Here is a 24,521-nt window from a genome sequence, read left to right as displayed (position 1 = left end):
TTAGGCTATGTCTTTTAGCTGGGCAATAATATCGTCGATGTATAGTTCGTCCTGTTCGCCAGTCTGCATGTCGCGGAGCTTCAGTTTGCCGCTTGCCATTTCTTCGGAGCCAACCAGCAGCACGAACGGTATATTTTTCTGATCGGCGTAGCCCATCTGCTTTTTCAGCTTGGCCGCTTCCGGGTATAATTCCGACGAGATACCGGCATCGCGTAGTTTCTGCAGCAACGGCAGCGCGTATAGTTCGGATTCCTTATCAAACTGCACGATCAGCACCTTAGTACTCATCTGAGCATTGGCCGGAAACAGGTCTAGTTCTTCCAGCACATCGTAAATGCGGTCTACACCAAACGAGAAGCCCACACCCGATACACCCGGCAAACCGAACATGCCCGTCAGGTTATCGTAACGGCCGCCGCCGCTAATGCTGCCCATGCTCACATTGTTCACCTTCACTTCGAAAATGCAGCCGGTATAGTAGGAGAGGCCACGGGCCAGGGTCACATCCAGTTGCAAGCGCGGGTTACCAGATGGGTTTTCAGCTGATAAGGCGTTGCTGCCCAAGTTATCCAGGTAGGTCCAGACATCGTTCAGGTCTTTCAGGCCGCGCTGGCCTTCTTCGGTGTTGCCTAATATCGTTTGCAGTTGCTGCAGCAGGTTCTGGTTGTCGCCTTCCAAACTATAGAGAGGCTCAAGTTTGCTAACCGCACTCTCCGAAATGCCACGTTCCAGCAACTCTTTGCGCACGCCTTCTACACCAATCTTATCCAGCTTATCGATGGCCACACAAATATCGCCTTCACGGCCTTTCTCTCCAATAGCTTCGGCAATGCCGGCCAGCACACCGCGGTGGTTTATCTTTATCGTGAAATCGGTCAGGCCAAGGGTAGTCAGCACTTCATCGATCATCTGCACAATTTCGGCTTCACAAAGCAGCGAGTTGGTGCCCACCACATCGGCATCGCACTGATAAAACTCGCGGTAGCGGCCTTTTTGCGGACGGTCGGCGCGCCAAACCGGCTGTATCTGGTAACGCTTGAACGGGAAAGTTATCTCGTTGCGGTTCATCACCACGAAACGGGCAAATGGCACGGTCAGATCGTAACGCAGCGCTTTTTCCGAGATCTTACGGATCAGATGTTTGGAGCCCTGCTCTATATCGGTAGGTGTGGTTTTGCTCAGGTAATCGCCGGAGTTCAGGATCTTGAAGATCAGCTGGTCGCCTTCGTCGCCGTACTTGCCGGTAAGTACCGACAGCTGTTCCATGGCCGGGGTTTCGAGGGGCAGGTAGCCAAACTTCTGGAAAGTGCTGCGGATGGTGTTGAATATATAGTTACGCTTGGCCACTACTGCAGGGCCAAAATCGCGGGTTCCTTTTGGTAAACTTGGTTTCTCTTTGCTCATGCTAAAAAACTTTGCCGGCGAAGTTACTAAGTTATGCCCACAAAAGACACGGGAAAACTATAGTTTATGGTTAGAACAGAAAGTTTACCCGTGTTTATACTCGTTTATGTTCGAGTATAAACACGGGTAACAACTAATCTGAAGCTGGCTTTTTGTAGAAGCTTATAGTTTTGTCCCCTGCGTATCTCGCTTTAGAATTAAACTATGAAAAGGTTATGGCTTAAGTGTTAAGTATTTATTTAGAGGCATCCTAAATAATAGTAATATTCAGATACTTTCTTTATTTTTAAAAGTGGGGTATACAACTATACATCAGGTATAAGGTAGCGCTTTATAAGCTAAAATAACCCCACACATAGTGCAGATTACAGGAGTAGGTACTCCTGCTATACCATAGTTGGGCAAAATATAAATTATGAAAACTCTCTTATTGTTGTTGTCAACAGTTTTACTTTTTCAAGGTTCGGGCACTCAAAAACTGGAGTCATCCTTCAATAATTTAAAAGGGGCTGACACTAAAGAAAACCAGATTCTATACTTCAACCTTTTCCCGAGCGACTTTCGGACATTTGAAAGAATATTTGGTTATGTGGAAGATAAGCCCGGCCCGTTGTACGAAGAATCATTTGACTACATTTCCAGATTCTTTGAGCTTGACAAGGTATCAAAGAAAGAGAAAATAAGTAAGGCAATAAACATAGGGATTAACGGGAAATGGGAAGCTGACGCAATTAGCCACCTGCAGCAAACCTTAGAACCACTTGTCCTGGAAAACGTGGATTTGACTTACCAAATCTTAAAGGGAAAGCAACAAAAAGAGATAGAGTCATTTTTCTATTTCCTATTCGGCGGCCCACACCCAAAACATACTATTCCAACTCAGCTGCATAAGTTAAAAGGAATAGACAGAAAATTTTATAGCTACATTTCAAATGGCCATAGAAAAGCATTGAAAGAAAGTGTGCATTAAAAATACATTGCCCAGCCACGTGCAGCCTTCATACTCGGCTACGCCTCACCCGTCGGCTGCACCAGACCGTTGAGTAAAATTGTAATCAATGAAAAAGGTCCTACTATTCACCCTATGCCTTTCTTCGATAGTTATGCTGTTTAGTTTCAGGAGCATTTTCCAAAAAAAGCCTTCAGGCAAAGAAGTTGTTCAAAAACTTGAGTCGCTTGGTTACTTCAAGTATGCTCAGTCAAGCAAAGTAGCTGAATTAAAGAAAGCACTTGCCGAAGGGTACGCCACACATGGTGCACTCGTGACGACCTATGAAATGCCTAAGTATCAATCAGCAGATTATAGGCTGTATGGACTTGACGGAGAGACATTGTATGAAGAAGGTGGTTTTAAAAGTTACCTCTCTGATATGGAAAGGACTTTTAAAAAGCTGAATGTAAATCTGAAGATAGAAAATGAAATAGAAGAATACTCTCAAAGCGGTGGACTGAACCACATCATTTGGGTGAATGGCAAAGAGTATGTCATCTTCAGAAACGACCAAGGAAGTGCAAACTCTTGGGGTGTAGCAGCGAAACGGTACGCTGAAATGGTGAATGACATATTAAGCAGAAGTAAATCACCAGAACGGCTCTACCTCATGTCTGGCGGTAATGACGGAGAAGCTGTTTTTCTGACGCAGGAACAATTCCAGTACATAAAAAACACTTTCCCGAATAGCGAGTCAAAGCCGTTAAGCGTAGAAGAGTGGTCAAAGAAGTATAGACTGAAATAAAATAACTCTACTCAACACAGTTTATACCTTATGCTTCGGCTACTCCTTGCACACGGTATATACGAACACGTTAGCGTTAAACTATAAATATTATGAAGATTATATTAACACTATTTAATCTATTGTTTTTATCTATTACAAGCGCATACGCCCAAACTGATTGGCAAAAAAAGGAAAAGCTGTTATGGGAATCCTATGAGCAAAAAAAGATTTCATCTGAAGAATGGTATCAAAGCCTATTAATCGAGGCAGGTTCACTTGGGAGTGAACTTCAGGTTTGGTTAGAGCAGAAAACAAAAGCAGATAAAAGCTTTCTGCAAACGTTTCAACCAGTAAACGCCGATAGTCTCCTCCTAAGAATACCCAATGAATGGGAGGTTGTTAAGGAGAATGGGAATTCATATGTGAAGTTATACATGATAAACCTGAAAAGTGACACTGCCAGTATCCCAAGAATTGATGCTACGATAAATAATTTCTCTGATTACATAAAAATCAAAGGTAAATGGTACCAAATTAGGCAAAACTATAAGTCAGATTGTGGCAACAGTTATTATAACTCTGGACTTGAACCTGCCGGGCTTTACTCGCTAGAAGTAAATTCAATCCACCAAAACAAAGGCAGTGAGGAAGTGCCATACAAAGTCGCCTTCGATTACAATGGGAAAAGAATTGAATCGAATGAGGTGAAAATTCGACTTTATACAAACCAATGGAAGAGACTGGTATATGAAAAAGTAAAATAACTTAGCCTAACCCTGCACATAAGCCAAGCGGCAGCGACGCCTTATTCACCTTATGCACGAAACGTTAAAACGCAAAAAAAATCAATGTCCAGTAAGAAAAACAACGCCAATGAAACCAAACGAGAATGAGAACAATTCTTCACCAAGTCCTTTTGCGCAGACATATTTCCATGGTACGAAGGCCAACCTGAAAACAGGTACTCTTTTAAAAGTTGGTTTTAACTCGAACTATAGCCAATACGGGCAGCTAAACCATATTTATTTCACGGCTACTCTGGACGCTGCTATCTGGGGTGCCGAACTTGCCGCTGGAGATGAAAAGGAAAGAATTTATCTTGTTGAACCAACTGGCAGCATAGAAGACGATCCGAATCTAACTGACAAGAAGTTTCCCGGCAATCCGACAATGTCTTATCGCTCGCAACACCCATTAAAGGTTGTGGGTGAGGTTACAGGTTGGCAAGGACATGCACCAGAGCAAATTAAAGCTATGAAAGACGGGTTAGCCAAACTGCGGGAGCAAGGCCTGGATGAGATAGAAAACTAAGCCGGTTATGCTACAAGCAAACCACTTTCAATACAGGTCTTTCGCGATTAGGACAGGCAATTAAAGCTTCTCCTATGTCTTTCAAACTTGCAGCGGTACATGTATCTTTTATATTTTACCTAAACATTACCAGCAATAACCAATTCCATAGCCATGAGCACCACACCCGACCACGACGCCCGAATAGCCAACATGACCTTTGCATCAGTGTATCCGCATTATGTAGCCAAGGCAGAGCGCAAGGGCCGCACCAAAGAGGAACTGCACCAGGTAATAACATGGCTGACAGGTTTTGATGACCAGAAACTACAGGAGCTGATCGACGAGAAAGTTACATTTGAGGCCTTCTTCACCAGAGCGAGTTTAAACCCTGATGCGCATTTGATTACAGGCGTGATCTGTGGCTACCGTATTGAGGAAATACAGAACCCGCTTACCAGGCAAGTAAGGTATCTGGATAAGCTGGTAGACGAACTGGCCAAAGGCAGAAAAATGGAAAAGATCCTCAGGCAAGGATAAACTGATTGCTGCAAACTATAGCTAAAATAAAAAAAGCCTTTCCCAAACTATAGGAAAGGCTTTTTTATAGTTGTAAACTATAGTTGTTAATCTTCCTTGCGGGTAACCCAGCTCAGGTTGTAGAGGTCCTTGCGGCGGTCTTTCAGGTTACGAACGCTGCCGGCGGTGTTCAGGTCTTTCAGCAGGTTCAGGTCCAGGTCAGCTATCAGGGTCATCTCGGTGTTAGGCGTTGCTTCGGCAATAACCGCATCATGCGGGAACGCGAAGTCGGAAGGAGAGAAGACGGCCGACTGCGAGTACTGGATGTCCATGTTCTCTACTTTCGGTAAGTTACCTACGCTGCCGGTAATGGCTACGTAACACTCGTTCTCGATGGCACGGGCCTGCGAGCAAAGGCGCACCCGCAGGTACGCGTTTTTGGTGTCGGTCCAGAACGGTACGAACAAGATCTTCATATCCATATCCGACAGCATACGCGCCAGTTCCGGGAACTCCACATCGTAACAGATCAGGATGCCTATTTTGCCGATATCTGTATCGAAGATCTTCAGTTTATGGCCTCCGCGCATACCCCAGTAATGCGATTCGTCCGGGGTAACGTGTAGCTTATACTGTTTGTCATACGTACCATCGCGGCGGCAAAGGTAGCTTACGTTGTATAGTTTGTTGTCGTAGTATTCGGGCATGCTGCCGGCAATAATGTTGATGTTGTACGACAGCGCCAGGTGGATCATGCGCTCGCGTATCTCATCGGTATATTCGGCCATGCTTCGGATCGCTTCCGACGGAGAATCTTCTTTGGTTAAGGCCATCAGCGGCGCGTTGAAAAACTCCGGAAATACCACAATATCAGACTTGTAGGAGCTTACCGTGTCCACAAAAAACTCGATCTGCTGCATCATGTCTTCCAGCGATTTTACGGCACGCATCTGCCACTGCACAATGCCAATGCGCACGATCGTTTTCTTACCGCCTATCAGTTTTTCCTTCTCCTCAAAGTACACGTTCACCCATTCCAGCAAGGTAGCGTAGGCGCGCGAATCGGTATCGTCGGGCAGGTAGTTCTTCATGATCTTGCGCACATGGAACTCGTTACTCAGCTGGAACGACAGCACCGGGTCCGAGAGCTCCTTGTTGCGCACCATCTCGATGTACTTGGCAGGTGTAAGCTTGTTGGCGTAATCTTTATAACCAGGTATGCGGCCACCGGCAATAATACCGCGCAGGTTCAGGTTTTCGCACATCTCTTTGCGGGCATCGTAGAGGCGGCGGCCCAGGCGCAGGTTACGGTACTCGGGGTGCACAAACACGTCGATGCCGTACAGGGTGTCGCCTTCGGGGTCGTGGGTTTTAAAAGTGCCACGGTCTACAATCTGCTCGTAGGTGTGCTTGTCGCCGTACTGCGCGTAGTCCACTATAAGGCTGAGGGCGCCGGCTACTACTTTTCCTTTATCTTCAATACAGATCTGGCCTTCCGGAAACTTCTTGAGCAGGTTCGAGAATTCCTTTCTGCTCCAGGCGCCATCAATGTTACGGTAAACCGTATCCATGATCTCTTTTACTTCATTATAGTCTTTAAGCTCGAGCTGGCGCAGTAATAATTTGTGTTCGGTGTGTTCTGTACTTTCTTCGTTCTTATCGCTCATGGGTCAGTTTTTCTCTTTTATGCTACAGGTATACGTGCAGCAACTATAGTTTCGATACAAGTTAATAGGATTACACGATATGTGCAGTTTAAGCCGGGGTAAAAAAAGAAAGCGCAGCCGTGTAGCTACGCTTTATAGTTTGTATGTGGTTTGTAAATCATTCCTCTACCCCCTTTACACGGATAGGGCAGTTTCACCATCCTGAATCAATGTACATGGCGCGAGCGTCCTCGCTCGTGTCGAACTATAGTTGGGCCTCTGGCCCAGTGGATCGCAGATCCACAATTATAATAAGTCACGGATCACAGATTCGCGCCAGCAAAACAAGATTGTGAAAAGTCTCCCTTTGGAGGTGCAGAGGGATGATTACTCAATGCCAACTATAGCTGTACTTCCGGAATGTCGCCTTCCACTATAAGCGTGCCTTCGGTAGCTTTTTGAATGTCTTCTACCGATACGCCCGGTGCTCTTTCCAGCAGTTTAAAGCCTTTATCGGTTACTTCCATTACGCACAGATCCGTCACGATCTTTTTCACACATTTCAAGCCTGTGATTGGCAAAGTACATTCCTTCAAAAGTTTAGAAGAACCGTCGCGAGCGGTGTGCTGCATGGCAACTATAATGTTCTTGGCCGATGCCACCAGGTCCATGGCGCCGCCCATGCCCTTCACCATTTTGCCCGGTATTTTCCAGTTGGCAATGTCGCCTTTTTCCGATACTTCCATGGCACCCAGAATGGTCAGGTCCACGTGCTCGCCGCGAATCATGCCAAAGCTATCCGCAGAGCTGAAAATAGACGATCCCGGCAGTGTGGTGATGGTTTGTTTGCCGGCGTTTATCAGGTCGGCATCTACCTGGTCTTCGGTAGGGAAGGGGCCCATGCCCAGCAAGCCGTTCTCCGACTGCAGCACCACTTCAATACCATGCGGAATATAGTTTGCCACCAGCGTCGGTATCCCGATGCCCAGGTTCACATACATCCCGTTCTTTACTTCCTGTGCGATCCGTTTCGCTATCTGATTTTTATCAAGACTCATTTCATTCGTGATTTGAAGATTAGGAGATTTGGAAATTTGAAGATTTGGAGATGTGTAGTTCTACAAATTATTCTTCCTGGTTTCCTTTATATTTTGAGCTTATAATGATTTTAGAAATTATCCTTTTGATAGATTTTAATTTTTCCTGAAGGTGTGATGGTGAAGGATAAGAAGGTGCTCTATTACATAGCAGTAACCAATACTCTGTTTCTTCTACCTCTTTCGCTGCAATTTTGAATTTATGGATAAAATCAGCCTTACTCTCTGCATTTTGAGCCTCTCTTACGTTGGCACCTATAGATGTCCCGCTTTTTAACAACTGGTTTGCAACAACATATTTTCGCAGCGCTTCCAGTTCTTCTGCATATAGAATTATGTCTACTGCAAAGTCTAAGGTTAACGTTAATATCATGTTATCTTTCGGGGCATCCACATTTTCAAATTTTCACATCTTCAAATTTCCAAATCAGGTGCTTCGCACTGTCCTCTGCTCGATACGTTTTTCGTACTTCTCGCCCTGGAAGATGCGCTGTACAAAAATGCCCGGAGTATGGATCATGTTTGGATCCAGCTCGCCGGCAGGCACCAGTTCTTCCACTTCGGCAACGGTAATTTTTCCGGCAGTGGCCATCATCGGGTTAAAGTTGCGGGCAGTGCCTTTGTAGATCAGGTTGCCTGCTGTATCGCCTTTCCAGGCTTTCACAAAGGCAAAATCCGCCTTCAGCCAAGTTTCCATCAGGTACATTTTGCCGTTAAACTCGCGGCTCTCTTTGCCTTCGCCTACCTCGGTGCCGTAACCGGCCGGGGTAAAGAAAGCAGGTATGCCGGCCCCACCAGCCCGGATGCGCTCAGCCAGGGTACCCTGCGGGTTCAGTTCCACTTCCAGTTCTCCGGTAAGCAGTTGGCGCTCAAACTCGGCATTTTCGCCTACATAGCTGGCTATCATTTTCTTAACCTGGCGCTTTTGCAACAGCAGTCCAATTCCAAAATCATCTACGCCAGCGTTATTCGAGATACAGGTCAGGTCTGTTACACCTAAACGTAGTAGCTCATTAATACAGTTTTCCGGGATACCGCACAAACCGAAGCCGCCCAGCATCAGGGTCATGCCGTTTTCTACGCCCTGCAGCGCTTCCTGCACGTTCTTTACAGTTTTATTTATCATAGTTATTTAAAATGCTGAGGTCCCGGGCAAAGCAATCGTTACCCGGAACACAGTTCATGAATTTGATCCTATACGTAGGTAAGTTATATAGAATAAAAGCCATATGGAAATATGACTTTAGTTTTTTAGGTGAAATGGGTTATAGGTCAGGTGAAGTCTGGATTTGGAGTATAGAATAGGTTATAGTTGGGTTCTGGTTTTCTGGTAGTGCTTGAAATATAGGTGGGATAGAGGATGTATAGCTGTGAGGGATCTTATATGACCTATACTTCCACTATTGTCATTTCGAACGCAGTGAGAAATCTATCTCAGCTTATAGTTTGTAAAGACCTAGCAGCGTGCGCAGCTCCTGCTAGCGTCTGGTGCTATAGTTTACTTTTCTACAACTTGAACCAAGCCATTGTTCCATAGCCACTACCAATCCTAGGAGCTCTACTTGCCTATAGTGCTATAGTTGGTTTGGCTCCCTCCCGGGCCGGGAGGCCCCGTCTTCGGGCATCGCGCGGTGTACATTTCCTTTGCTCGTGCCTCGCAATGCCCTGCAGGCACCGGAAATCTACAAGGCGCTCAACCCAAAGACTGATAGCAATTCGATAGTAGGAACTTTAGCTATAGTTTGCTTGATGTCTTTTGGCTGTGGCAGATCGGTTTTTTCGTGGTTATAGTTCCTCGGGGCAGGCTGCGCCTGCCTGTTTATGATATGTAACTATGTAACTATGAAACTATAGTTAGTGAGTTAAAAGTATCACCAAGTCCCCCTTTGAAGGGGGTAGGGGGATGACTAACCGTAACTATAGCACTACAAGTCAAACCATAGTAAAGTCAGAGTTCCCCTCCTTGGACTACCGAGAAGCGATTTCGAAGGTAGCGAGCGTAGCTCTGAGGGGTAGGGGTGGTTTGAAACCGGCAACGATGAAACTATGGCCTCAACTATAACTAAAGCACAAACACCCTCTCCTGTTCTTAGGAGAGGGCTGGGGTGAGGTAAATCCCAATCCTCTAAATCAGGAAAATCCCTTTAATCACTGGTCCGGACTACAGCCCCAGTACTTTCGCAGTTGTTTCTCTGTCTTTTGCCAATTGTGCCTTCAGCGCATCGAGGCCGTTGAACTTCTGCTCTTCGCGGAGGTAGGCTGCAAAGGCAACGGTCATGGACTGGCCGTAAATGTCCTGGTTAAAGTTGAGCAGGTGTACTTCCAGGGTAAGGTGGGTGCCATCTACGGTAGGTCGCATGCCAATGTTCATCATGCCGGGATGCTGCTCGCCGTTTATAGTAGCCCATACGGCATACACGCCGTTGGCCGGAATCAGCTTGTGGGTATGCGGAATAGCGAGGTTGGCGGTGGGATAACCGATGGTCCGGCCCAGTTTGTTGCCCTCAACTACAACAGACGTCAGGGTATAGTAACGGTTGAGGTAGCTGGTGGCCGTTTCCAGGTCGCCTACTTCCAGGGCTTTTCGTATTTTGGTGGAGCTTACGCCCACATCATCCACGTCTTCGCGCGGAATCTCTTCTACTTCAAAACCATACTTGCTGCTGTGGGCTTTTAGGTGCTCAAAACTGCCTTCGCGGTTTTTGCCAAACCGATGGTCGTAGCCAATAACCAGTACTTTGGTATGCAGAGCTTTTACCAGTATGTCGGTAATGAACGTGCGGGAGCTGGTGCGGGAAAACTCTTTGGTAAACGGGATGATCAGCAGATAATCGATACCGAAACTGCGGAGCTGTTCGATGCGCTCGTCTATCGTTGTCAGGAGCTTCAGGTCGTTGTCTTCCGGGAAAAGCACCAGGCGCGGATGCGGCCAGTAGGTAATAACCACGCTCTGGCCATTGTTCTGGCGGGCACGCTCCATTACGCGCTGCAGTATTTTCTGATGACCAACGTGCACCCCGTCAAAGGTGCCGCTAGTAACCACCGGGTAACTAAGTTGCGGAAAATCGGCTATATCACGAATTACTTCCATTCGCTTCCAGCTGTGCTTTTCTGATTGCCTGAATATCTTCTATAGTTAACGCATCTTCCAGTTTATAGTCGCCGATGCGCGTACGGACCAGCGAGCCCAGATGCCCGCCAACGCCTAACTGCACACCCAGGTCATGCGCCAGACTACGGATGTAAGTGCCTTTGGTGCAAATTACCTTAAAGCTTACCACTTCGCCTTCAATATTTGTAATGTCGAAGGCTTTTATAGTTATAGTGCGCGGTTTCAGCTCGGCAGCTTTGCCACGGCGGGCCAGGTCGTAGGCGCGTTTGCCATCTACCATCACTGCCGAGTAAATAGGAGGCACCTGTTCTATCGTCCCCACAAACGTATTGGCAGCAGCTTTTATAGTTTCCGGCGTAAGGTGGCTGATGTCTTTGGTTTCGGTTACTTCTGTTTCCTTGTCGTAGGAGGGGGTGTACTGGCCTAAAATAATGGTGCCGGTGTACTCTTTTTCCTGCGCCTGTATCTCGTCAATGCGTTTGGTGAATTTACCGGTGCACAATATCAGCAGGCCTGAAGCAAGCGGATCGAGGGTACCGGCGTGGCCTATTTTTTTTACACGCAGCGTATTGCGCACTTTTTTCACCACGTCAAACGACGTCCAGGTAAGCGGTTTATCTATAAGCAGTATCTCGCCTGCTTCAAAGTTATAAGTCATTTTAAACTCTTAAGTCCACGCCTAATGCAAGAAGGGCCAGCAGCAGTATGCCTAATCCTATCCGGTAATACCCGAACATCTTAAAGCCATATTTGGTCAGGAAGCTGATAAAGAAACGGATCGCCAGCATTGCAACTATAAACGCCACCACATTACCTACCAGCAGCAACTGCAGGTCATCGGGCTTAATCACCTCAAAGCTGTTCTGTATCTTGGGCAAATCAAATTTCAGGATGTCGGAAAGCTCTAACTGCAGCAGGTCGGTGATCAGTTTGTAAGTAGAGGCGGCCAGCATGGTAGGCACCGCCAGGAAGAACGAGAACTCAGCTGCCGTTTTACGGTCGATGCCCTGCGCCATACCACCAACTATAGAGGCTGCCGAACGCGATACGCCCGGGATCATGGCCACGCACTGCGCCAAGCCAATCATAAAAGCATTTTTATAGCTGATCTTATCGCTGTTGGCATTCCGGAACCACTTATCTACAAAAAGCAGCACCACGCCACCCACTACCAGCATAATGGCCGTTACCACCACACTCTCCAGCATGGCATCCACCAGGTCCATCAGCAGAAAACCGATAACTACAGCTGGTATAAAAGCTACCAGCAATTTCTGGTAAAACTCGAAGCTCTGCAGAAAACGACGCCAGTACAGCACCACCACCGAAAGGATAGCCCCGAACTGGATGTTTACGGTCAGGATCTTGGTGATCGGTAATTCGTTTATCCCCATCAAAGCCGACGCAATGATCATGTGCCCGGTAGAGGAGATTGGTAAAAACTCGGTAAGTCCTTCAATAATGGCTAAAATGATAGCCTGCCATACGCTCATTTACTGGTGATTTTTGTCTTTAACAAGGATGGCAAAAAATTCGATAACGAAACCGGCCAGAACTACTAGCGGACCCAGTGTAATGCCCATAAAGCCAAGGCCGTACTGTTCTGTGTCCAGTGTCATAATGATAAAGCCGATCACCAGTACCACAATGCCCACCAGCATCAGGATGTAATTTTTTCTGCCAAAGGCAAGTCTGTCTTTATTTTCCATGTTAGTATAGTTCGTCTAATGAAAGGCGCAGGTATTTACGCACCGCCCGGTAAGAGCTCAGAAAACCGATAATGCAGCCAATTACGAGCAGCGACCCCATCAGGATGTAGGTTTGTTCGTCGTTGCGCAGCTCTTTCAGTTCTTCTATCTGGGTATAAGCGTATTGCATTAAAGCAAAAAGCAGCCCTGAGGCAATTATACCGCTCATAACACCCTGCCAGGCAGCCCGGTTCAGGAAAGGGCGCTGAATAAAAAAGCCCGTAGCCCCCACCAGCTGCATGCTCCGGATCAGAAAACGCTGCGAGTACAGGGCCAGTTTTATCGTGTTATTGATCAGGATAATTACTACCAGCACCAGGATAGCCGCAAAACCCAGCAGGATCATGCTTATTTTCTGGATGTTGTTGTTAATGGATTCGATGAAGCCGACCTCCACATACTGGACTTCAAACACGCCTTCTATCCCTTCCAGGTCGTTTTTGATTCCTTTCATCTGGGCAGGGGTGGTGCTTTCGGCCTTTATATTAATGGCATAGGCATCGCGGAGCGGGTTCTCACCTAAAAAAGAGGTAAAGTCTTCGCCGGTCTTTCCTATAAATGCTTCGGCGCCTTTTTCTTTTGATATAAACCGCACTTGGGCCGTGTCGGCTTTTATGGCTACGTATTCTTTAGCGGCTAATTTTTTGCGGATGTTGGCAAGCTGCACACCGGTCAGGTTCTTGTCCAGGTACAGTTGCATTTCTATGCTCTCCTTTACCTGTTCCGATAATTTATGGGCATGGATGAGCAGCAACCCGAACAACCCGATTACGAACAGGGCCAACGAGATACTGAACACCACCATGGTATGCGGGTAATTACCGAGCTTTTTCTTTTTTACTGATTTGTGCTGCTTTGCCATAGGTACTCCTTCCATACAAAATTAGGAATATATTTTAAAAATACGGAAAGCCGCGGTATCTAAAAGAAAAAGCCCTTCTTTTAGCTCGCTGGGCTACTCCCGGGCCGGTAAATTCAAGCGTGGGTCAGAGTCCAGTATGATCTGCTGACGTTCCTGCTCCTCGAGGCGGCGCTGGCGGCGGTTGCTCCTGAACAGCTCGCGCAGGTTATCGAAACGCTTGGTATGCAGCAAACTGAAACTCTGGCGGTTGGTACGCCTGTCTATCAGCCCCCGCGGAATGGTGTTGTACTCGATGCGCGCCCGCAGCTCACCGCTCTTGGTAATATAGTACTCCAAAGACCAGTCGCCCTGGTAGCCATTGTCGCGGGTGGTGCCGGTTTCGTTGCTTGCTCCCAGGCCGGCCTCGCTGGTTACGCGCAGCCTGCCCTGGAAAAACGAATAGCTTAACCTTACCTGCAACGACGAAAGCGCATCCTGGTCTATATTTCCTAAGCCGATGTCGATCTCCAGGTTGCTGTCTATGCTGTTGAGGAAGCTGCTGAGCTGGTTAGAGAGTAAGCTACCCAAACTACCGCCCACTGCCGTAGTTCCGGCATCCACAGTACTGAATGTGCCCTGCGGCGATAATCTGCCCAGTACCATCAGGCTGAATACCTGGCGGTTCAGTTCGGCTTCATCGTTTTTAATGGCGCTTATCAGGGCTTCGGTTTCAGCGGTCTGCGGTACTTCATCAAAGTTCAGTCCCAGTTCAATCTGTGGCGTCAGCAGCGGGCCATCCAACTCTATCACGGCGGTAACAGGGTAGCGGCCCTGTATGGTGCTGGTTTCAGTTACCGGCAGCGAGGCCATCTGGGTATAGTTACCGGTAATGTTCATAATGCCCCCCAGCGGATCGCCGTTCCAGGTAATGGTGCTGCCCGGCTGCACATTAAACTCGCGGGTTACCAGACCTTCCAGCAGGTTCAGGTTATAAGCACCTTTAGAGATCTCGAATGTACCAAACATGTTAAAGTCGCCGCGTGTGTCGATGGTCATCCGGATGTCGCCGGAACCTGATCCACGGATCACGTCACCGGTTGTACGGTCAATGATGATCTCAAAGTAAGCATCGTCGGTCACATCCAGGTTAAAATTCATGTTAATGCCAGACAGGTCTACTTTCTCGTTATCTACAGCCACGGCCAGGCTGTCCGGGGTGCGTGTCACAAATTTGATGAAGTCTTTGCGGGCTACGCTTTCCTGGTTATCCAGCGGAATAACTAAACGGGTGTTTTCTTCGCTGCGGGCATCTACATTTATGCGCAGGTTATCAACCGGACCCAGCACGCTGGCAGTGCCTGTCCCAAAAGCTGTTCCATAGTATAGTTCGTTCTGCTCGGCCGTGGTGTTCAGGATCATGAAATTGCGGTAACGGGCACTGAGGTCAATTACCATGTTCTCGAAGCCGTCGTGTGCAATGCCGCCGGTTACTGTTGCTGTGTTTCCAAAAAGGTCCTTTATCTGTGCATTCCGGAAACTGATGCTGTTCGGGCCAAGGTATACGCGGTCGTTAAAACGGTAGGTGGTGTTCAGGTAATCGAACCGGAACTGCCCGTTGGTTACCATCACCGATCCTTTTAATATAGGAGAAGTAAGGCGGCCAAGTATGCGCACCCGTCCTTCCAGGTCGCCCTGCAAATCGGAGAGGATTGGTTTGATGAGCGGCTCTACCAGTTTAAGCTGTGCCTGGTCCATAACGGCTAGCAGGTCTAACTGGTCTTCTTCGGCATTGGGGTTATAGTTACCCGTTACGCTCAGTACTTTCTTGTTGTTCCGGTCTATGCCTACGTCCACCACCATTTGTTTAGCTGTGTTGTTCCAGTCAGCTTTGCCTGCTATGTCACCGATCAGGAAATCATCGAGGTAAAAGGAATCGACGCGGGCGGTAATGTTCAGCAGGGCACGGTCGTACACATCCTGGGCAACAACCTCGCCGCTTAGCTTACCGGCAATTTTCTCGGTTATCAGGGTGTTCAGGTTGCGCAGGTCAAAGTTCTCAACATGTAGGTTCAGGGTGCTGTTCGGGTCTTCGGATATCAGGCCTGCAGCGCGCACCACCTGCTCCTGGTTGGTAATGGCAAAGTTCTGGAACAGGATGCTCTTGCCGGCATCGCCAATAACTATTGTATTGCCCGGTGTAAAGGCCCACGGCATATCGCGCAGAATGATGTTCGATTTGTCGAAAACCAGCTGTACCTGGTTCTCAAGGAAGTTAAGGTCGCCGGTAATGGTGGCGCGGTTGTTATACTCGGGCTGGCGTACGCTGGTAGCAAAATCTATCTTGCGTTCGCTCCAGATACCTTCGAGGTAAAAATCCTGTGTGCGGCCGGCAGTGGGCAGTTGCTGTTGCTCGGAAGTATAGATGATACTTGCCAGCACATCGGGGGTGAACTGCAGCTTGGAGGATGTAACCTCGAAATGGTTGCGGTACAGGTTATAGTCTGCGTAAGTAAGCGTATCCACATCGCCCACCATTTCCACTATAACGGTATTGCCATGCCTGAAAGAGCCTTCTATAGTTGTGTTGTCGGAAATGGTGAGTTCGGGCACCAGTAGTTGCAGGAGCGGCGTAGCATCTTTTAACTGCAAACTATAGTTCAGGGCATACTCATTCACCGGGCTTTTGGGTTTGCGGCTATAGTAGGCCTGCGTGGCAGCATCGTTACTCTCAAAGTTCAGTTTATACTCTTCAGCTAACTGCGACAGGTCAGCGATCAGGGTGGAGTAGTCAAAGTCTCCGTCAATCTGCAGGGTAAGCGGGTCCGATACGAGGTTAAGGGCGCGCTGTCCTTCTACTATAGCAGAGTTAATGTAAAGCGAGTCCAGAGCCAGTTCTTTGCCTTTATAGTTTATAGTAGCGTTCGCAAAACTGGCGATGCCCACAAAGTCGTCGAGGCGCAGGCCTTTAAAGTCGAGGTTGGCATTGGCGCTGATGGTAAACGGCTCTTTCGATAAGCGGAGCGCCTGCAGGTCAACCTTGCCCAGGTCGGCTACCATATTAAAGGCCTGTTCGTCGCCGTTCAGGAATACTTCGCCATCTGCTGATAAAACCAGGTTGGGGTCGTTTATGCTGACCTGCCCCACAAACTTCTGACGGCTCAGGTTGCCGTTGGCTACAATGTTGCGGTAGTTATAGTCTTTAAAGTACAGCTGGTTGATGGTGGCATCCATGTCCACGTTGGCATCTTCCAGAGTAAAACCCGAGCCGGCCACTTTGCCACTCATCGAGATGGTGGTGAGCAGGTCGGTGCGGTTAATGAGCTTGCCCAGGTTAAAGCTGTTGGTGCTGATATAGCCTTTGTAGGAAGAGGTGCGCTTGTCGTCGTCTATTTTCAGGTTGATGTCGGATTTTACGTTACCCAGCGCGGTGGCAAAACTTCCGTTGGCTACAAAGTCGTTGTAAAAGCCCAGAAAGCGGCCTTCTAACTTTACAGTACCCAGGCGGTCGGCAACCACATAGGCATCCTGCGGCAGAAACTGTTTGATATCGTCTGCATCTATAGTTGATGGCTTCAGTTTCAGGTTGGCAAAGGTCTCTCTTACGTTTGGCAACCCGTCGGCGCTTATGCTGCCTACTATATGTGTGTTCCGGCCATATTTCAGGTCTACACTGTCGGCTTTAAAGTTAGATACCTTGCCCTTATAGTTTATGGAATTAACGTGTATCTCTTCGTTCTCATAATCTTGCAGCAGCGTAGTGAATTTGGAGATGTCTCTGGCGTGCGCATAAGAATCGTAAAGCCTGGCGGTCATGGTTACGCTGTCGTTAAAATCCACAAAGTTGCCGAAGCGGTTATAGTCGAAGCGTACATAGTTCTGCACATGGCTGTCCTGCACCTTCAGATCGAGCGCATCCCATTCCCAGAACGTACTGGAGTAGGTCATGCGGGTATCTAAATGTTTCAGGTTGGTATTGCTGCGCGTCTCGATAGCCCTGAAATTAGTGATGTTGGCTTTTAAGGTATCGGCCAGCACCAGCTCATCAAAATTGCCATAGATGCTGTCCACGGTCAGGTGGGCGTAATCCATGCCATGCCCGGCGAGCGGTTTGTTGAAGTCGTCGTACGTGAAGCGCCCGTTCCTGATGATCAGCTCCTGCAGCTCGAAGTTAAAAGGCTCGGATGGTTTGGTGGTGTCCTTTACGAACAGATCGCCTAAGGCATTAAAGAAAGCGCCGGCATTCAGGGTATCAGAGCCCTGGTAGTATACTAAGTTGGCGCGGGGCTGCTCCAGCTCCAGGGTGGCTATTGTAAGGGTGTTGGGGTGGAGTAGCGAGAAGGTGGCAATATCGGCTACGATGCGGCCTACGTAAAAGAGCTCGTTCTTTTTATAGTCGCGTACCTGCACCTGCTCCAGAACCACATTGCTGAAAAACTCGATATCTACCCGGCCAACTGACACATCATGCTTTGTGGCTTCGGAGAGCCATTGGGCGGCCCGCTGGGCGATATGGGTTTGTACGGCAGGTATCCGGATAGCAAAGAAAACAGCTATAAATAGCAGCAAAAGCAACAGGATAAGCTCTACAACTGTGTGAAGTAGCGTTTTTCCTATAACTTTGAAGTAATTTATGGACTGTTCTTTTTCCAAAAGATGACCGAACCTACAATTTTAGCTATTGAATCTTCCTGCGACGAAACCTCGGCTGCCGTTATACGTGGCGGTGAGGTATTGTCGAATATAATTGCTACTCAGGCCGTTCACGAAAAATATGGCGGCGTAGTACCAGAACTTGCTTCCAGAGCGCATCAGCAAAATATAATTCCTGTTGTAACCGAAGCATTAAACAAAGCAAATGTAACTAAAAATGAGTTAAGTGCAGTGGCTTTTACCCGCGGCCCCGGACTTTTAGGAGCCCTGCTGGTAGGCAGCTCTTTTGCCAAGTCGCTGGCGCTGGGGCTTAACATCCCGCTGATTGATGTAAACCACATGCAGGCACACATTTTAGCGCATTTTATAGACGACCCGAAGCCAAATTTCCCGTTCCTGTGCCTGACTGTGAGTGGCGGCCATACCCAGATCGTGCTCGTAAAAAGCCACCTGGATATGGAAGTGATCGGCCAGACAACGGACGACGCCGTGGGCGAAGCCTTCGACAAAACAGCCAAAATGCTGGGACTGCCTTACCCGGGTGGCCCGATGCTGGATAAAGCTGCCGCACAAGGAAACCCGAAAGCTTTCGAATTCCCGGTTGGCAACATGCCCGGCTACGACTATTCGTTCAGCGGTATCAAAACTTCAGTACTTTACTTCCTGCGTGATAGAACGAAGGAAAACCCGGATTTTGTACAGGAGAACATCAATGATATTTGTGCCAGTGTGCAGCATACGTTGATCAAGACCTTGCTGAAGAAAGTGGTGCAGGCGACAAAAGACCTGGGCATAAAAGAAGTTGCTATAGCTGGTGGTGTATCGGCCAACTCCGGTTTGCGTGCTGCCCTGCAGGATTACGCCAAACGCTACAGTTGGAACGTGTACATCCCGGCCTTCCAGTACTGCACCGACAACGCCGGCATGATCGCCATGGCTGCGCACTACCAGTACCTGGCCGGCGACTTCGCCGACCAATACGCCAGCCCCGATCCGAGGATGAAAATCTGACCAGTGATTAACCCGATTTTTCTGATTTAACAGGATTATTGAAAAGGAGACTAAAAAAGAGAAGTGATAATCAAAGTCCTGTAAATCTGATAATCCCGAAAGTTCATATTCAGACCTAAATCATAATCAATAAGTATAATCCCCTTAATCACTGGTCCAATGAATAACCCATTCCAGATCGGAGATACTAAACTATACCAGAAGCTTGTAACTGCTGCGGACTTTGCGCGTTTTGAGGATGGCCTGGTGCATGCGGTTTGCTCTACGTTTGCGCTGGCGCAGGCGGCGGAGTGGGCCGGCAGGTTGTTCGTTTTGGAGATGAAAGAAAAGGATGAAGAAGGGGTGGGTACATTTCTGACGATCAGTCATAAAGGCCCTGCTTTTGAAAGTGAAACTATAGCTATAGTTGCCACCCTAAAAGCAGTAAACGGCCACGAAGTGATCTGCAGTTACGAAGCCCGCGTAGGCGACAGATTAGTGGCCGACGGAGAAACAGGTCAGAAAATTTTGAAAAAAGAAAAATTAGCCAAAGTTTTGGCACCTAAGCAAGCATAAATGGCCAAAGACAAGGACAGAATACAGAAACACGTAAACATCGTTAACCGCAGGGCCTCCTTCGAGTACCAGTTCCTGGATAAGTACACCGCCGGCATCATGCTGATGGGTACCGAGATCAAATCGATACGCGAAGGCAAGGTGAACATGCAGGACGGGTATTGTGTGTTTCAGAAAGGTGAACTATGGCTGCACAACATGCACATTTCTACCTACACCGAAGGTACGCACTATAACCACGAACCTATGCGCGCCCGCAAACTGCTGCTAAATAAACGCGAACTCGCTAAACTTGAAAAAGGGGCGCAGGAGCAGGGTGTCACCATCATCCCGACGCGCGTGTTCATAAACGACCGTGGCTTTGCCAAGGTAGAGATTGCCCTGGCCCGCGGTAAAAAGCTACACGACAAGCGCGAAGACATCAAAGCAAAAGACATAAAACGCGAACTGGACAGAAGCGGATACTAAGCGCGTCAGCGCGCAATTATGAATTATGAATTTCGAATTATGAATGTAATTTCGAGTTAATAATTCTGTATTAAAGTATAAATCATAGTGAATTAGTAGCCTTTTAGAAGGGATAAACTATAAATTACCTCCCATTCATAATTCATAATTTTTAATTCATAATTCAAAAGTCGTGGACTACGGAATAAGTATGCTGAGCCTGGTGCCGATGCGCGCCGAACCATCTAACAGAGCCGAACTGGTAACGCAGGTGCTTTTTGGGGAGTGCTATGAGATCATCAGCCGCCAGGAGAAATGGGTGCGCATACAGTTGGCTACCGATGGCTACCAGGCTTGGATAGACCAGAACCAGCATACACCGATTTCGAGAGAGTACTACCAAGAATGGAAGCAGGCGCAACACCCGCGTACGATGGACCTGGTGCAGGTTATCAGTAATGCTGACGAGCGTATTCCGGTAGGCATTGGCGCGTATCTGCCGTTTTTTGATGGCATGAATGTGCGTATCGGGGAGCAGGTGTACCACTATAGCGGTCGCGCCTCTAATCCGGAAACCGAAGCAACTATAGCGCAGCTGGTAAAAGTAGCCCATAACTTTATGAAAGCGCCTTACCTGTGGGGCGGTAAATCAGTGTTCGGGATTGATTGCTCTGGTTTTGCGCAGCAGGTATATGGTATTTGCGGCGTGCAGCTGCCGCGCGATGCCTATCAGCAGGTTTCAGCTGGCCAGGAGGTACATTTTGTGAACCAGACACAGCCCGGCGATCTGGCCTTTTTCGATAATGAGGAAGGTCGTATCATCCATGTAGGCATTGTGTTGGAGGACCAGAAGATCATGCATGCCAGCGGCGAAGTGCGCATTGATACCCTGGACCACAACGGCATTTACAACGCAGCCCGCAAGCGTTATTCCCATAAGCTCCGCATTATCAAGCGTATTTTTGCAGCTTAGAACTTAATTTTCTGGGTGCTGGCACCGTAGGCGACCGGTTTTTTCCGTAGAAGCTTATGTTATAGTTTACTGTGCTCCCCATGAAAGATAAAGTTCTCATCCTGAACCAGGACTTCAGTGCCATTGCTGTCTGTTCTATTTACAAAGCTTTCCTGCTCGTTTACCTCGACAAAGCCGAGATGGTAACGAAGTCGGAAATTGAATCTCTCCGTACCGTTTCTACAACGTTTCCTGTGCCGTCGGTTATCCGGTTGCAGCGCTATGTGCATGTGCCTTACCACGGCATTGCCCTGAGCCGCCATAACATTATGCGCCGCGACAACTATACCTGCCAGTATTGTGGCAACGCCCGCAACCTGACCCTGGACCACCTGCTGCCCCGAAGCAGGGGAGGGGAGACCAACTGGCTGAATCTGGTGACGGCCTGCTCGCGCTGCAACACCCGCAAAGGCGACCGCACCCCCGAGGAGGCTGGTCTTAAACTACTTCGAAAACCCATCAGGCCCTCGCTCCAGTATTTCCTGAAAATGCAGCTAACACCAGCCAACCAGGACTGGGGAATGTACCTTGGTGTGAAGGAATAGTGTAACTATAGCTGTGCTAAAATATTTAGTTTCTACTATATAAACTACAGTTAATCAGCAGTTATAGTTTGATTAACTAAAGTGTAGCTATAAGTAAAAAGTATAAACAGGGGTTTTGAGATTGAGACTGACGAGGTGCTTGTTATGTGCCTGTTATACGGACCCCAAACTATAAAACCAGTCCGAACTATAGCTGCAACTATAGCCTTATAACCGCAACTATAGTTTGCTCAGACTGACTTCCGTTTCCGGATTTAAGGCTACCAGAGATTACCTGTTTTCCCAACTATAGCTACGGGTATTACGCAGACGTGGACGTCCGCAGCAGGTGGGTTTCGTACACGGATGTCCGAAACAGCGAAGTGGTTAATGCTGATCGGAACTATAGCCACCAACTATAGCGGCTAAACTATAGCAGGAACAGAAAAGCTCCCCGCCTTAGACTACTTAGAAGCGATTTCGTAAGTAGCGAGCGTAGCTCTGAGGGGTTGGGGTGGTTGGACCACGGAAACTATAAAACTATAGCTGCTAACTATAGCAGTAGCAGAAAAGTCCCCCTTTGAAGGGGGCAGGGGGATGACTGACCGTAAACATGAAACTATAGCGACCGCCTTTGCCATTCCTGTCCCTGTCGGGCCAGTTGAGTCGGGAGACTCAACGTCATAAAAAGTCACGAGTCTGGAGACTCGCGCCAGTGAAATTTAACATTGAAATGTACTGCAGCAACTATAAAACTATGGCTCAAACTAGAGCAAAACCCAAATCCTAAAAATCCACTAATCCTGCAAATCCTGATTCAGACAACAATCCAACAACCTCCAACCAACAACCAACAACCAACAACCATCAACTAAACACTTAACCCCCTTTGCTACATTACTTTACACTTTCCCTTGTAAGCATTGGTTTTTCAACTGAAAAAGTTTTACTTTTGCGCTTTCATCCGGGTGGATGAGCCCTGAACTACAGGGAAATGTAAAACTAAACCAAACCGGCCCATTGCTCTAAGCCGGTGGCTTCTCCAGAGCAACAGAACAATATGAGTAATTCTCCAGAAAATTTCGATTGGGACAAGTTTGAGTCTCAAGGTTTCGGCGGCGGCTACAGCAAAGAAGAGAAAGCCGAAATGGAAAAAATGTATGACGACACCCTGACTACCGTACAGGAGCAGGAGGTTGTTAAAGGAACTGTGGTTGGTATCACTGATCGTGATGTGATCCTGAACATCGGTTTCAAATCTGACGGCTTGGTTGCTACTTCAGAATTCAGAGACATGCCTGATCTGAAAATCGGTGACGAAGTTGAAGTATTTATCGAAGACCAGGAAGATCCAAACGGTCAGCTTATCTTGTCTCGCAAGAAGGCGAAAATCGTTTCTGCCTGGGCTAAAATCTACGATGCACTTGAGAATGACAACATTCTGGAAGGTATCGTTAAGAGAAGAACCAAAGGTGGTCTTATCATGGACCTTTACGGTGTTGAAGCGTTCTTGCCAGGTTCTCAGATCGACGTTAAGCCTATCCGCGACTTCGATGTGTTTGTAGGTAAGAAAATGGAAGTGAAAGTTGTGAAAATCAACGCCGCTTTCGACAACGTGGTTGTATCTCACAAAGTACTTATCGAGAAAGACCTGGAGCAGCAGCGTGCAGCCATCCTGAACAACCTGGAAAAAGGTCAGGTTCTGGAAGGCGTTATCAAGAACATGACAAACTTCGGTGTGTTCATCGACCTTGGTGGCGTAGACGGCCTGCTTCACATTACAGATATTTCATGGGGCCGTATCAACCACCCGGAAGAAGTATTGCAGCTTGACCAGAAAGTACAGATTGTAGTTCTTGACTTTGATGAAGATAAGAAGCGTATCTCTCTGGGTATGAAGCAGCTTACGCCACATCCGTGGGATGCACTTCCTGCTGAGGTTGAAGTTGGTTCAAGAGTTAAAGGTAAGATCGTTAACGTAGCTGATTACGGCGCGTTCCTGGAGCTTATGCCAGGTGTTGAAGGTCTTATCCACGTTTCTGAAATGTCATGGTCTCAGCACCTGCGCAACCCACAAGACTTCATTAAGCAAGGCGACGAGGTTGAGGCAGTTGTATTGACTCTGGACAGAGAAGAGCGCAAAATGTCTCTGGGCATTAAGCAGCTTACTGAAGATCCTTGGACAAAAGAAGATGTGTTAACGAAATATGCAGTAGGCACTAAGCACACTGGCGTAGTTCGTAACCTGACAAACTTCGGTCTGTTCCTGGAGCTGGAAGAAGGTGTTGACGGTCTGGTACACGTTTCTGATCTTTCCTGGACTAAGAAGATTAAGCACCCATCTGAGTTCGTAAAAGTTGGTGATAACCTGGATGTAGTTGTTCTGGAGCTGGATGTTCCTAACAGAAGACTTGCGCTGGGTCACAAGCAGCTTGAGGAGAACCCTTGGGATACGTTTGAGTCTGTATTCAACGTAGGTTCAGTACACAAAGCTACTGTGCTGGAGAAATCTGAGCGTGGTGCTGTACTTGAGTTACCATACGGTATCGAAGGTTTCGCTTTCCCTAAAGGCTTAGCAAAAGAAGATGGTTCTCAGGTTGAAGCTGGCGAAACGCTTGATTTCAAAGTAACTGAGTTCTCTAAAGACGATCGTAAGATCATCCTTTCTCATACTGCTACGCACACTGAGAGCGCAGATGCTGCCCGTGTAGCTAAAGCTACCAAAAAAGCTCCAGCTGCTGCCGGTGAGAAGAAAGAGAAAGCTCCTAAGGCTCCGAAAGAAGCCGAGAACAAGTCAACGCTTGGTGACCTGGATGCCCTTTCTGCCCTGAAAGAGCAGATGATGGAGAACGAGAAAGAAGCTGGCGTTAAAAAGTTAGAAGCTGCTGCTAAAAAAGCAAAAGGTTCTGACGAAGAAGCTTCTGAAGAAGAGAACAACGCTTAGTAA

General features: G+C 47.7%; 22 protein-coding genes. 11 read left to right on the top strand and 11 right to left on the bottom strand.

The window, feature by feature from the left end:
- Positions 1 to 1,404 carry a histidine--tRNA ligase gene (gene hisS / locus H7F15_RS12870; protein ID WP_185197393.1) on the bottom strand — a complete coding sequence of 468 codons (1,404 nt, stop codon included), beginning with the start codon at positions 1,402 to 1,404 and terminating at the stop codon, positions 1 to 3.
- A 415-nt stretch (positions 1,405 to 1,819) separates the two neighbouring features.
- On the opposite strand from hisS, the gene H7F15_RS12865 reads away from it, so the two are divergent.
- The 5 genes from H7F15_RS12865 to H7F15_RS12845 all read left to right on the top strand — a co-directional run bounded on the left by H7F15_RS12865 (position 1,820) and on the right by H7F15_RS12845 (position 4,952).
- On the top strand, positions 1,820 to 2,374 hold the full coding sequence (locus H7F15_RS12865) for a hypothetical protein (protein WP_185197392.1): 555 nt from the start codon (positions 1,820 to 1,822) through the stop codon (positions 2,372 to 2,374).
- An 88-nt stretch (positions 2,375 to 2,462) separates the two neighbouring features.
- Positions 2,463 to 3,140: a hypothetical protein gene (locus H7F15_RS12860; protein WP_185197391.1), complete on the top strand. Its 678-nt coding sequence runs from the start codon at positions 2,463 to 2,465 to the stop codon at positions 3,138 to 3,140.
- Positions 3,141 to 3,232: 92 nt separating this feature from the next.
- Positions 3,233 to 3,886 (top strand): hypothetical protein, encoded by a 654-nt coding sequence (locus tag H7F15_RS12855; RefSeq protein ID WP_185197390.1) that lies wholly within the window; start codon positions 3,233 to 3,235, stop codon positions 3,884 to 3,886.
- Between the two features lie 109 nt (positions 3,887 to 3,995).
- Positions 3,996 to 4,433 (top strand): NAD(+)--rifampin ADP-ribosyltransferase, encoded by a 438-nt coding sequence (arr, locus tag H7F15_RS12850; protein WP_185197574.1) that lies wholly within the window; start codon positions 3,996 to 3,998, stop codon positions 4,431 to 4,433.
- Positions 4,434 to 4,586: 153 nt separating this feature from the next.
- The gene (locus H7F15_RS12845) at positions 4,587 to 4,952 is read left to right on the top strand and encodes a DUF2200 domain-containing protein (protein ID WP_185197389.1); all 366 of its coding nucleotides are present in this window, start codon (positions 4,587 to 4,589) and stop codon (positions 4,950 to 4,952) included.
- A gap of 86 nt (positions 4,953 to 5,038) precedes the next feature.
- Here H7F15_RS12845 and H7F15_RS12840 read toward each other — a convergent pair whose 3' ends face one another.
- From H7F15_RS12840 to H7F15_RS12795, 10 genes are all read right to left on the bottom strand, one after another.
- Complete coding sequence (locus tag H7F15_RS12840) at positions 5,039 to 6,598, bottom strand: carbon-nitrogen hydrolase family protein (RefSeq protein WP_185197388.1); 1,560 nt, start codon at positions 6,596 to 6,598, stop codon at positions 5,039 to 5,041.
- A gap of 380 nt (positions 6,599 to 6,978) precedes the next feature.
- Entirely contained in the window at positions 6,979 to 7,635 is a 657-nt protein-coding gene (locus tag H7F15_RS12835) for a CoA transferase subunit B (RefSeq protein ID WP_221627067.1), read from the bottom strand.
- Positions 7,636 to 7,702: 67 nt separating this feature from the next.
- The gene (locus tag H7F15_RS12830) at positions 7,703 to 8,047 is read right to left on the bottom strand and encodes a four helix bundle protein (RefSeq protein WP_185197387.1); all 345 of its coding nucleotides are present in this window, start codon (positions 8,045 to 8,047) and stop codon (positions 7,703 to 7,705) included.
- A gap of 54 nt (positions 8,048 to 8,101) precedes the next feature.
- Positions 8,102 to 8,800 carry a CoA transferase subunit A gene (locus H7F15_RS12825; RefSeq protein ID WP_185197386.1) on the bottom strand — a complete coding sequence of 233 codons (699 nt, stop codon included), beginning with the start codon at positions 8,798 to 8,800 and terminating at the stop codon, positions 8,102 to 8,104.
- A 1,035-nt stretch (positions 8,801 to 9,835) separates the two neighbouring features.
- Positions 9,836 to 10,765 carry a bifunctional riboflavin kinase/FAD synthetase gene (locus H7F15_RS12820; protein ID WP_185197385.1) on the bottom strand — a complete coding sequence of 310 codons (930 nt, stop codon included), beginning with the start codon at positions 10,763 to 10,765 and terminating at the stop codon, positions 9,836 to 9,838.
- The gene (gene truB, locus H7F15_RS12815) at positions 10,749 to 11,444 is read right to left on the bottom strand and encodes a tRNA pseudouridine(55) synthase TruB (protein ID WP_185197384.1); all 696 of its coding nucleotides are present in this window, start codon (positions 11,442 to 11,444) and stop codon (positions 10,749 to 10,751) included. The genes H7F15_RS12820 and truB overlap by 17 nt, the downstream gene beginning before the upstream one ends.
- Position 11,445: 1 nt before the next feature.
- Positions 11,446 to 12,279, bottom strand: a complete 834-nt coding sequence (locus H7F15_RS12810; protein ID WP_185197383.1) for an undecaprenyl-diphosphate phosphatase — start codon at positions 12,277 to 12,279, stop codon at positions 11,446 to 11,448.
- On the bottom strand, positions 12,280 to 12,495 hold the full coding sequence (locus tag H7F15_RS12805; protein WP_185197382.1) for a DUF3098 domain-containing protein: 216 nt from the start codon (positions 12,493 to 12,495) through the stop codon (positions 12,280 to 12,282).
- Position 12,496: 1 nt separating this feature from the next.
- On the bottom strand, positions 12,497 to 13,411 hold the full coding sequence (locus H7F15_RS12800; RefSeq protein WP_255481234.1) for an ABC transporter permease: 915 nt from the start codon (positions 13,409 to 13,411) through the stop codon (positions 12,497 to 12,499).
- Positions 13,412 to 13,489: 78 nt separating this feature from the next.
- Positions 13,490 to 17,941, bottom strand: a complete 4,452-nt coding sequence (locus H7F15_RS12795; protein WP_185197381.1) for a translocation/assembly module TamB — start codon at positions 17,939 to 17,941, stop codon at positions 13,490 to 13,492.
- Positions 17,942 to 18,028: 87 nt separating this feature from the next.
- On the opposite strand from H7F15_RS12795, the gene tsaD reads away from it, so the two are divergent.
- From tsaD to rpsA, 6 genes are all read left to right on the top strand, one after another.
- The gene (gene tsaD / locus H7F15_RS12790) at positions 18,029 to 19,036 is read left to right on the top strand and encodes a tRNA (adenosine(37)-N6)-threonylcarbamoyltransferase complex transferase subunit TsaD (protein ID WP_185197380.1); all 1,008 of its coding nucleotides are present in this window, start codon (positions 18,029 to 18,031) and stop codon (positions 19,034 to 19,036) included.
- A 159-nt stretch (positions 19,037 to 19,195) separates the two neighbouring features.
- The gene (locus H7F15_RS12785) at positions 19,196 to 19,591 is read left to right on the top strand and encodes a thioesterase family protein (protein ID WP_185197379.1); all 396 of its coding nucleotides are present in this window, start codon (positions 19,196 to 19,198) and stop codon (positions 19,589 to 19,591) included.
- Positions 19,592 to 20,059 (top strand): SsrA-binding protein SmpB, encoded by a 468-nt coding sequence (smpB, locus tag H7F15_RS12780; RefSeq protein WP_185197378.1) that lies wholly within the window; start codon positions 19,592 to 19,594, stop codon positions 20,057 to 20,059. It abuts the gene before it with no gap.
- A 172-nt stretch (positions 20,060 to 20,231) separates the two neighbouring features.
- Positions 20,232 to 21,011: an NlpC/P60 family protein gene (locus H7F15_RS12775; RefSeq protein ID WP_370523720.1), complete on the top strand. Its 780-nt coding sequence runs from the start codon at positions 20,232 to 20,234 to the stop codon at positions 21,009 to 21,011.
- 80 nt (positions 21,012 to 21,091) lie between these two features.
- Positions 21,092 to 21,595, top strand: coding sequence for an HNH endonuclease (locus tag H7F15_RS12770; protein ID WP_185197377.1), 504 nt, complete (start codon positions 21,092 to 21,094; stop codon positions 21,593 to 21,595).
- 1,039 nt (positions 21,596 to 22,634) lie between these two features.
- Positions 22,635 to 24,518: a 30S ribosomal protein S1 gene (gene rpsA / locus H7F15_RS12765; RefSeq protein WP_185197376.1), complete on the top strand. Its 1,884-nt coding sequence runs from the start codon at positions 22,635 to 22,637 to the stop codon at positions 24,516 to 24,518.
- Positions 24,519 to 24,521: the final 3 nt, after the last annotated feature.

It is taken from the genome of Pontibacter sp. Tf4 (assembly GCF_014212495.1).
Taxonomy (GTDB): domain Bacteria; phylum Bacteroidota; class Bacteroidia; order Cytophagales; family Hymenobacteraceae; genus Pontibacter.
Note: the sequence above shows the minus strand (reverse complement) of the source record. Positions and strands in the feature narration are given on the sequence as shown.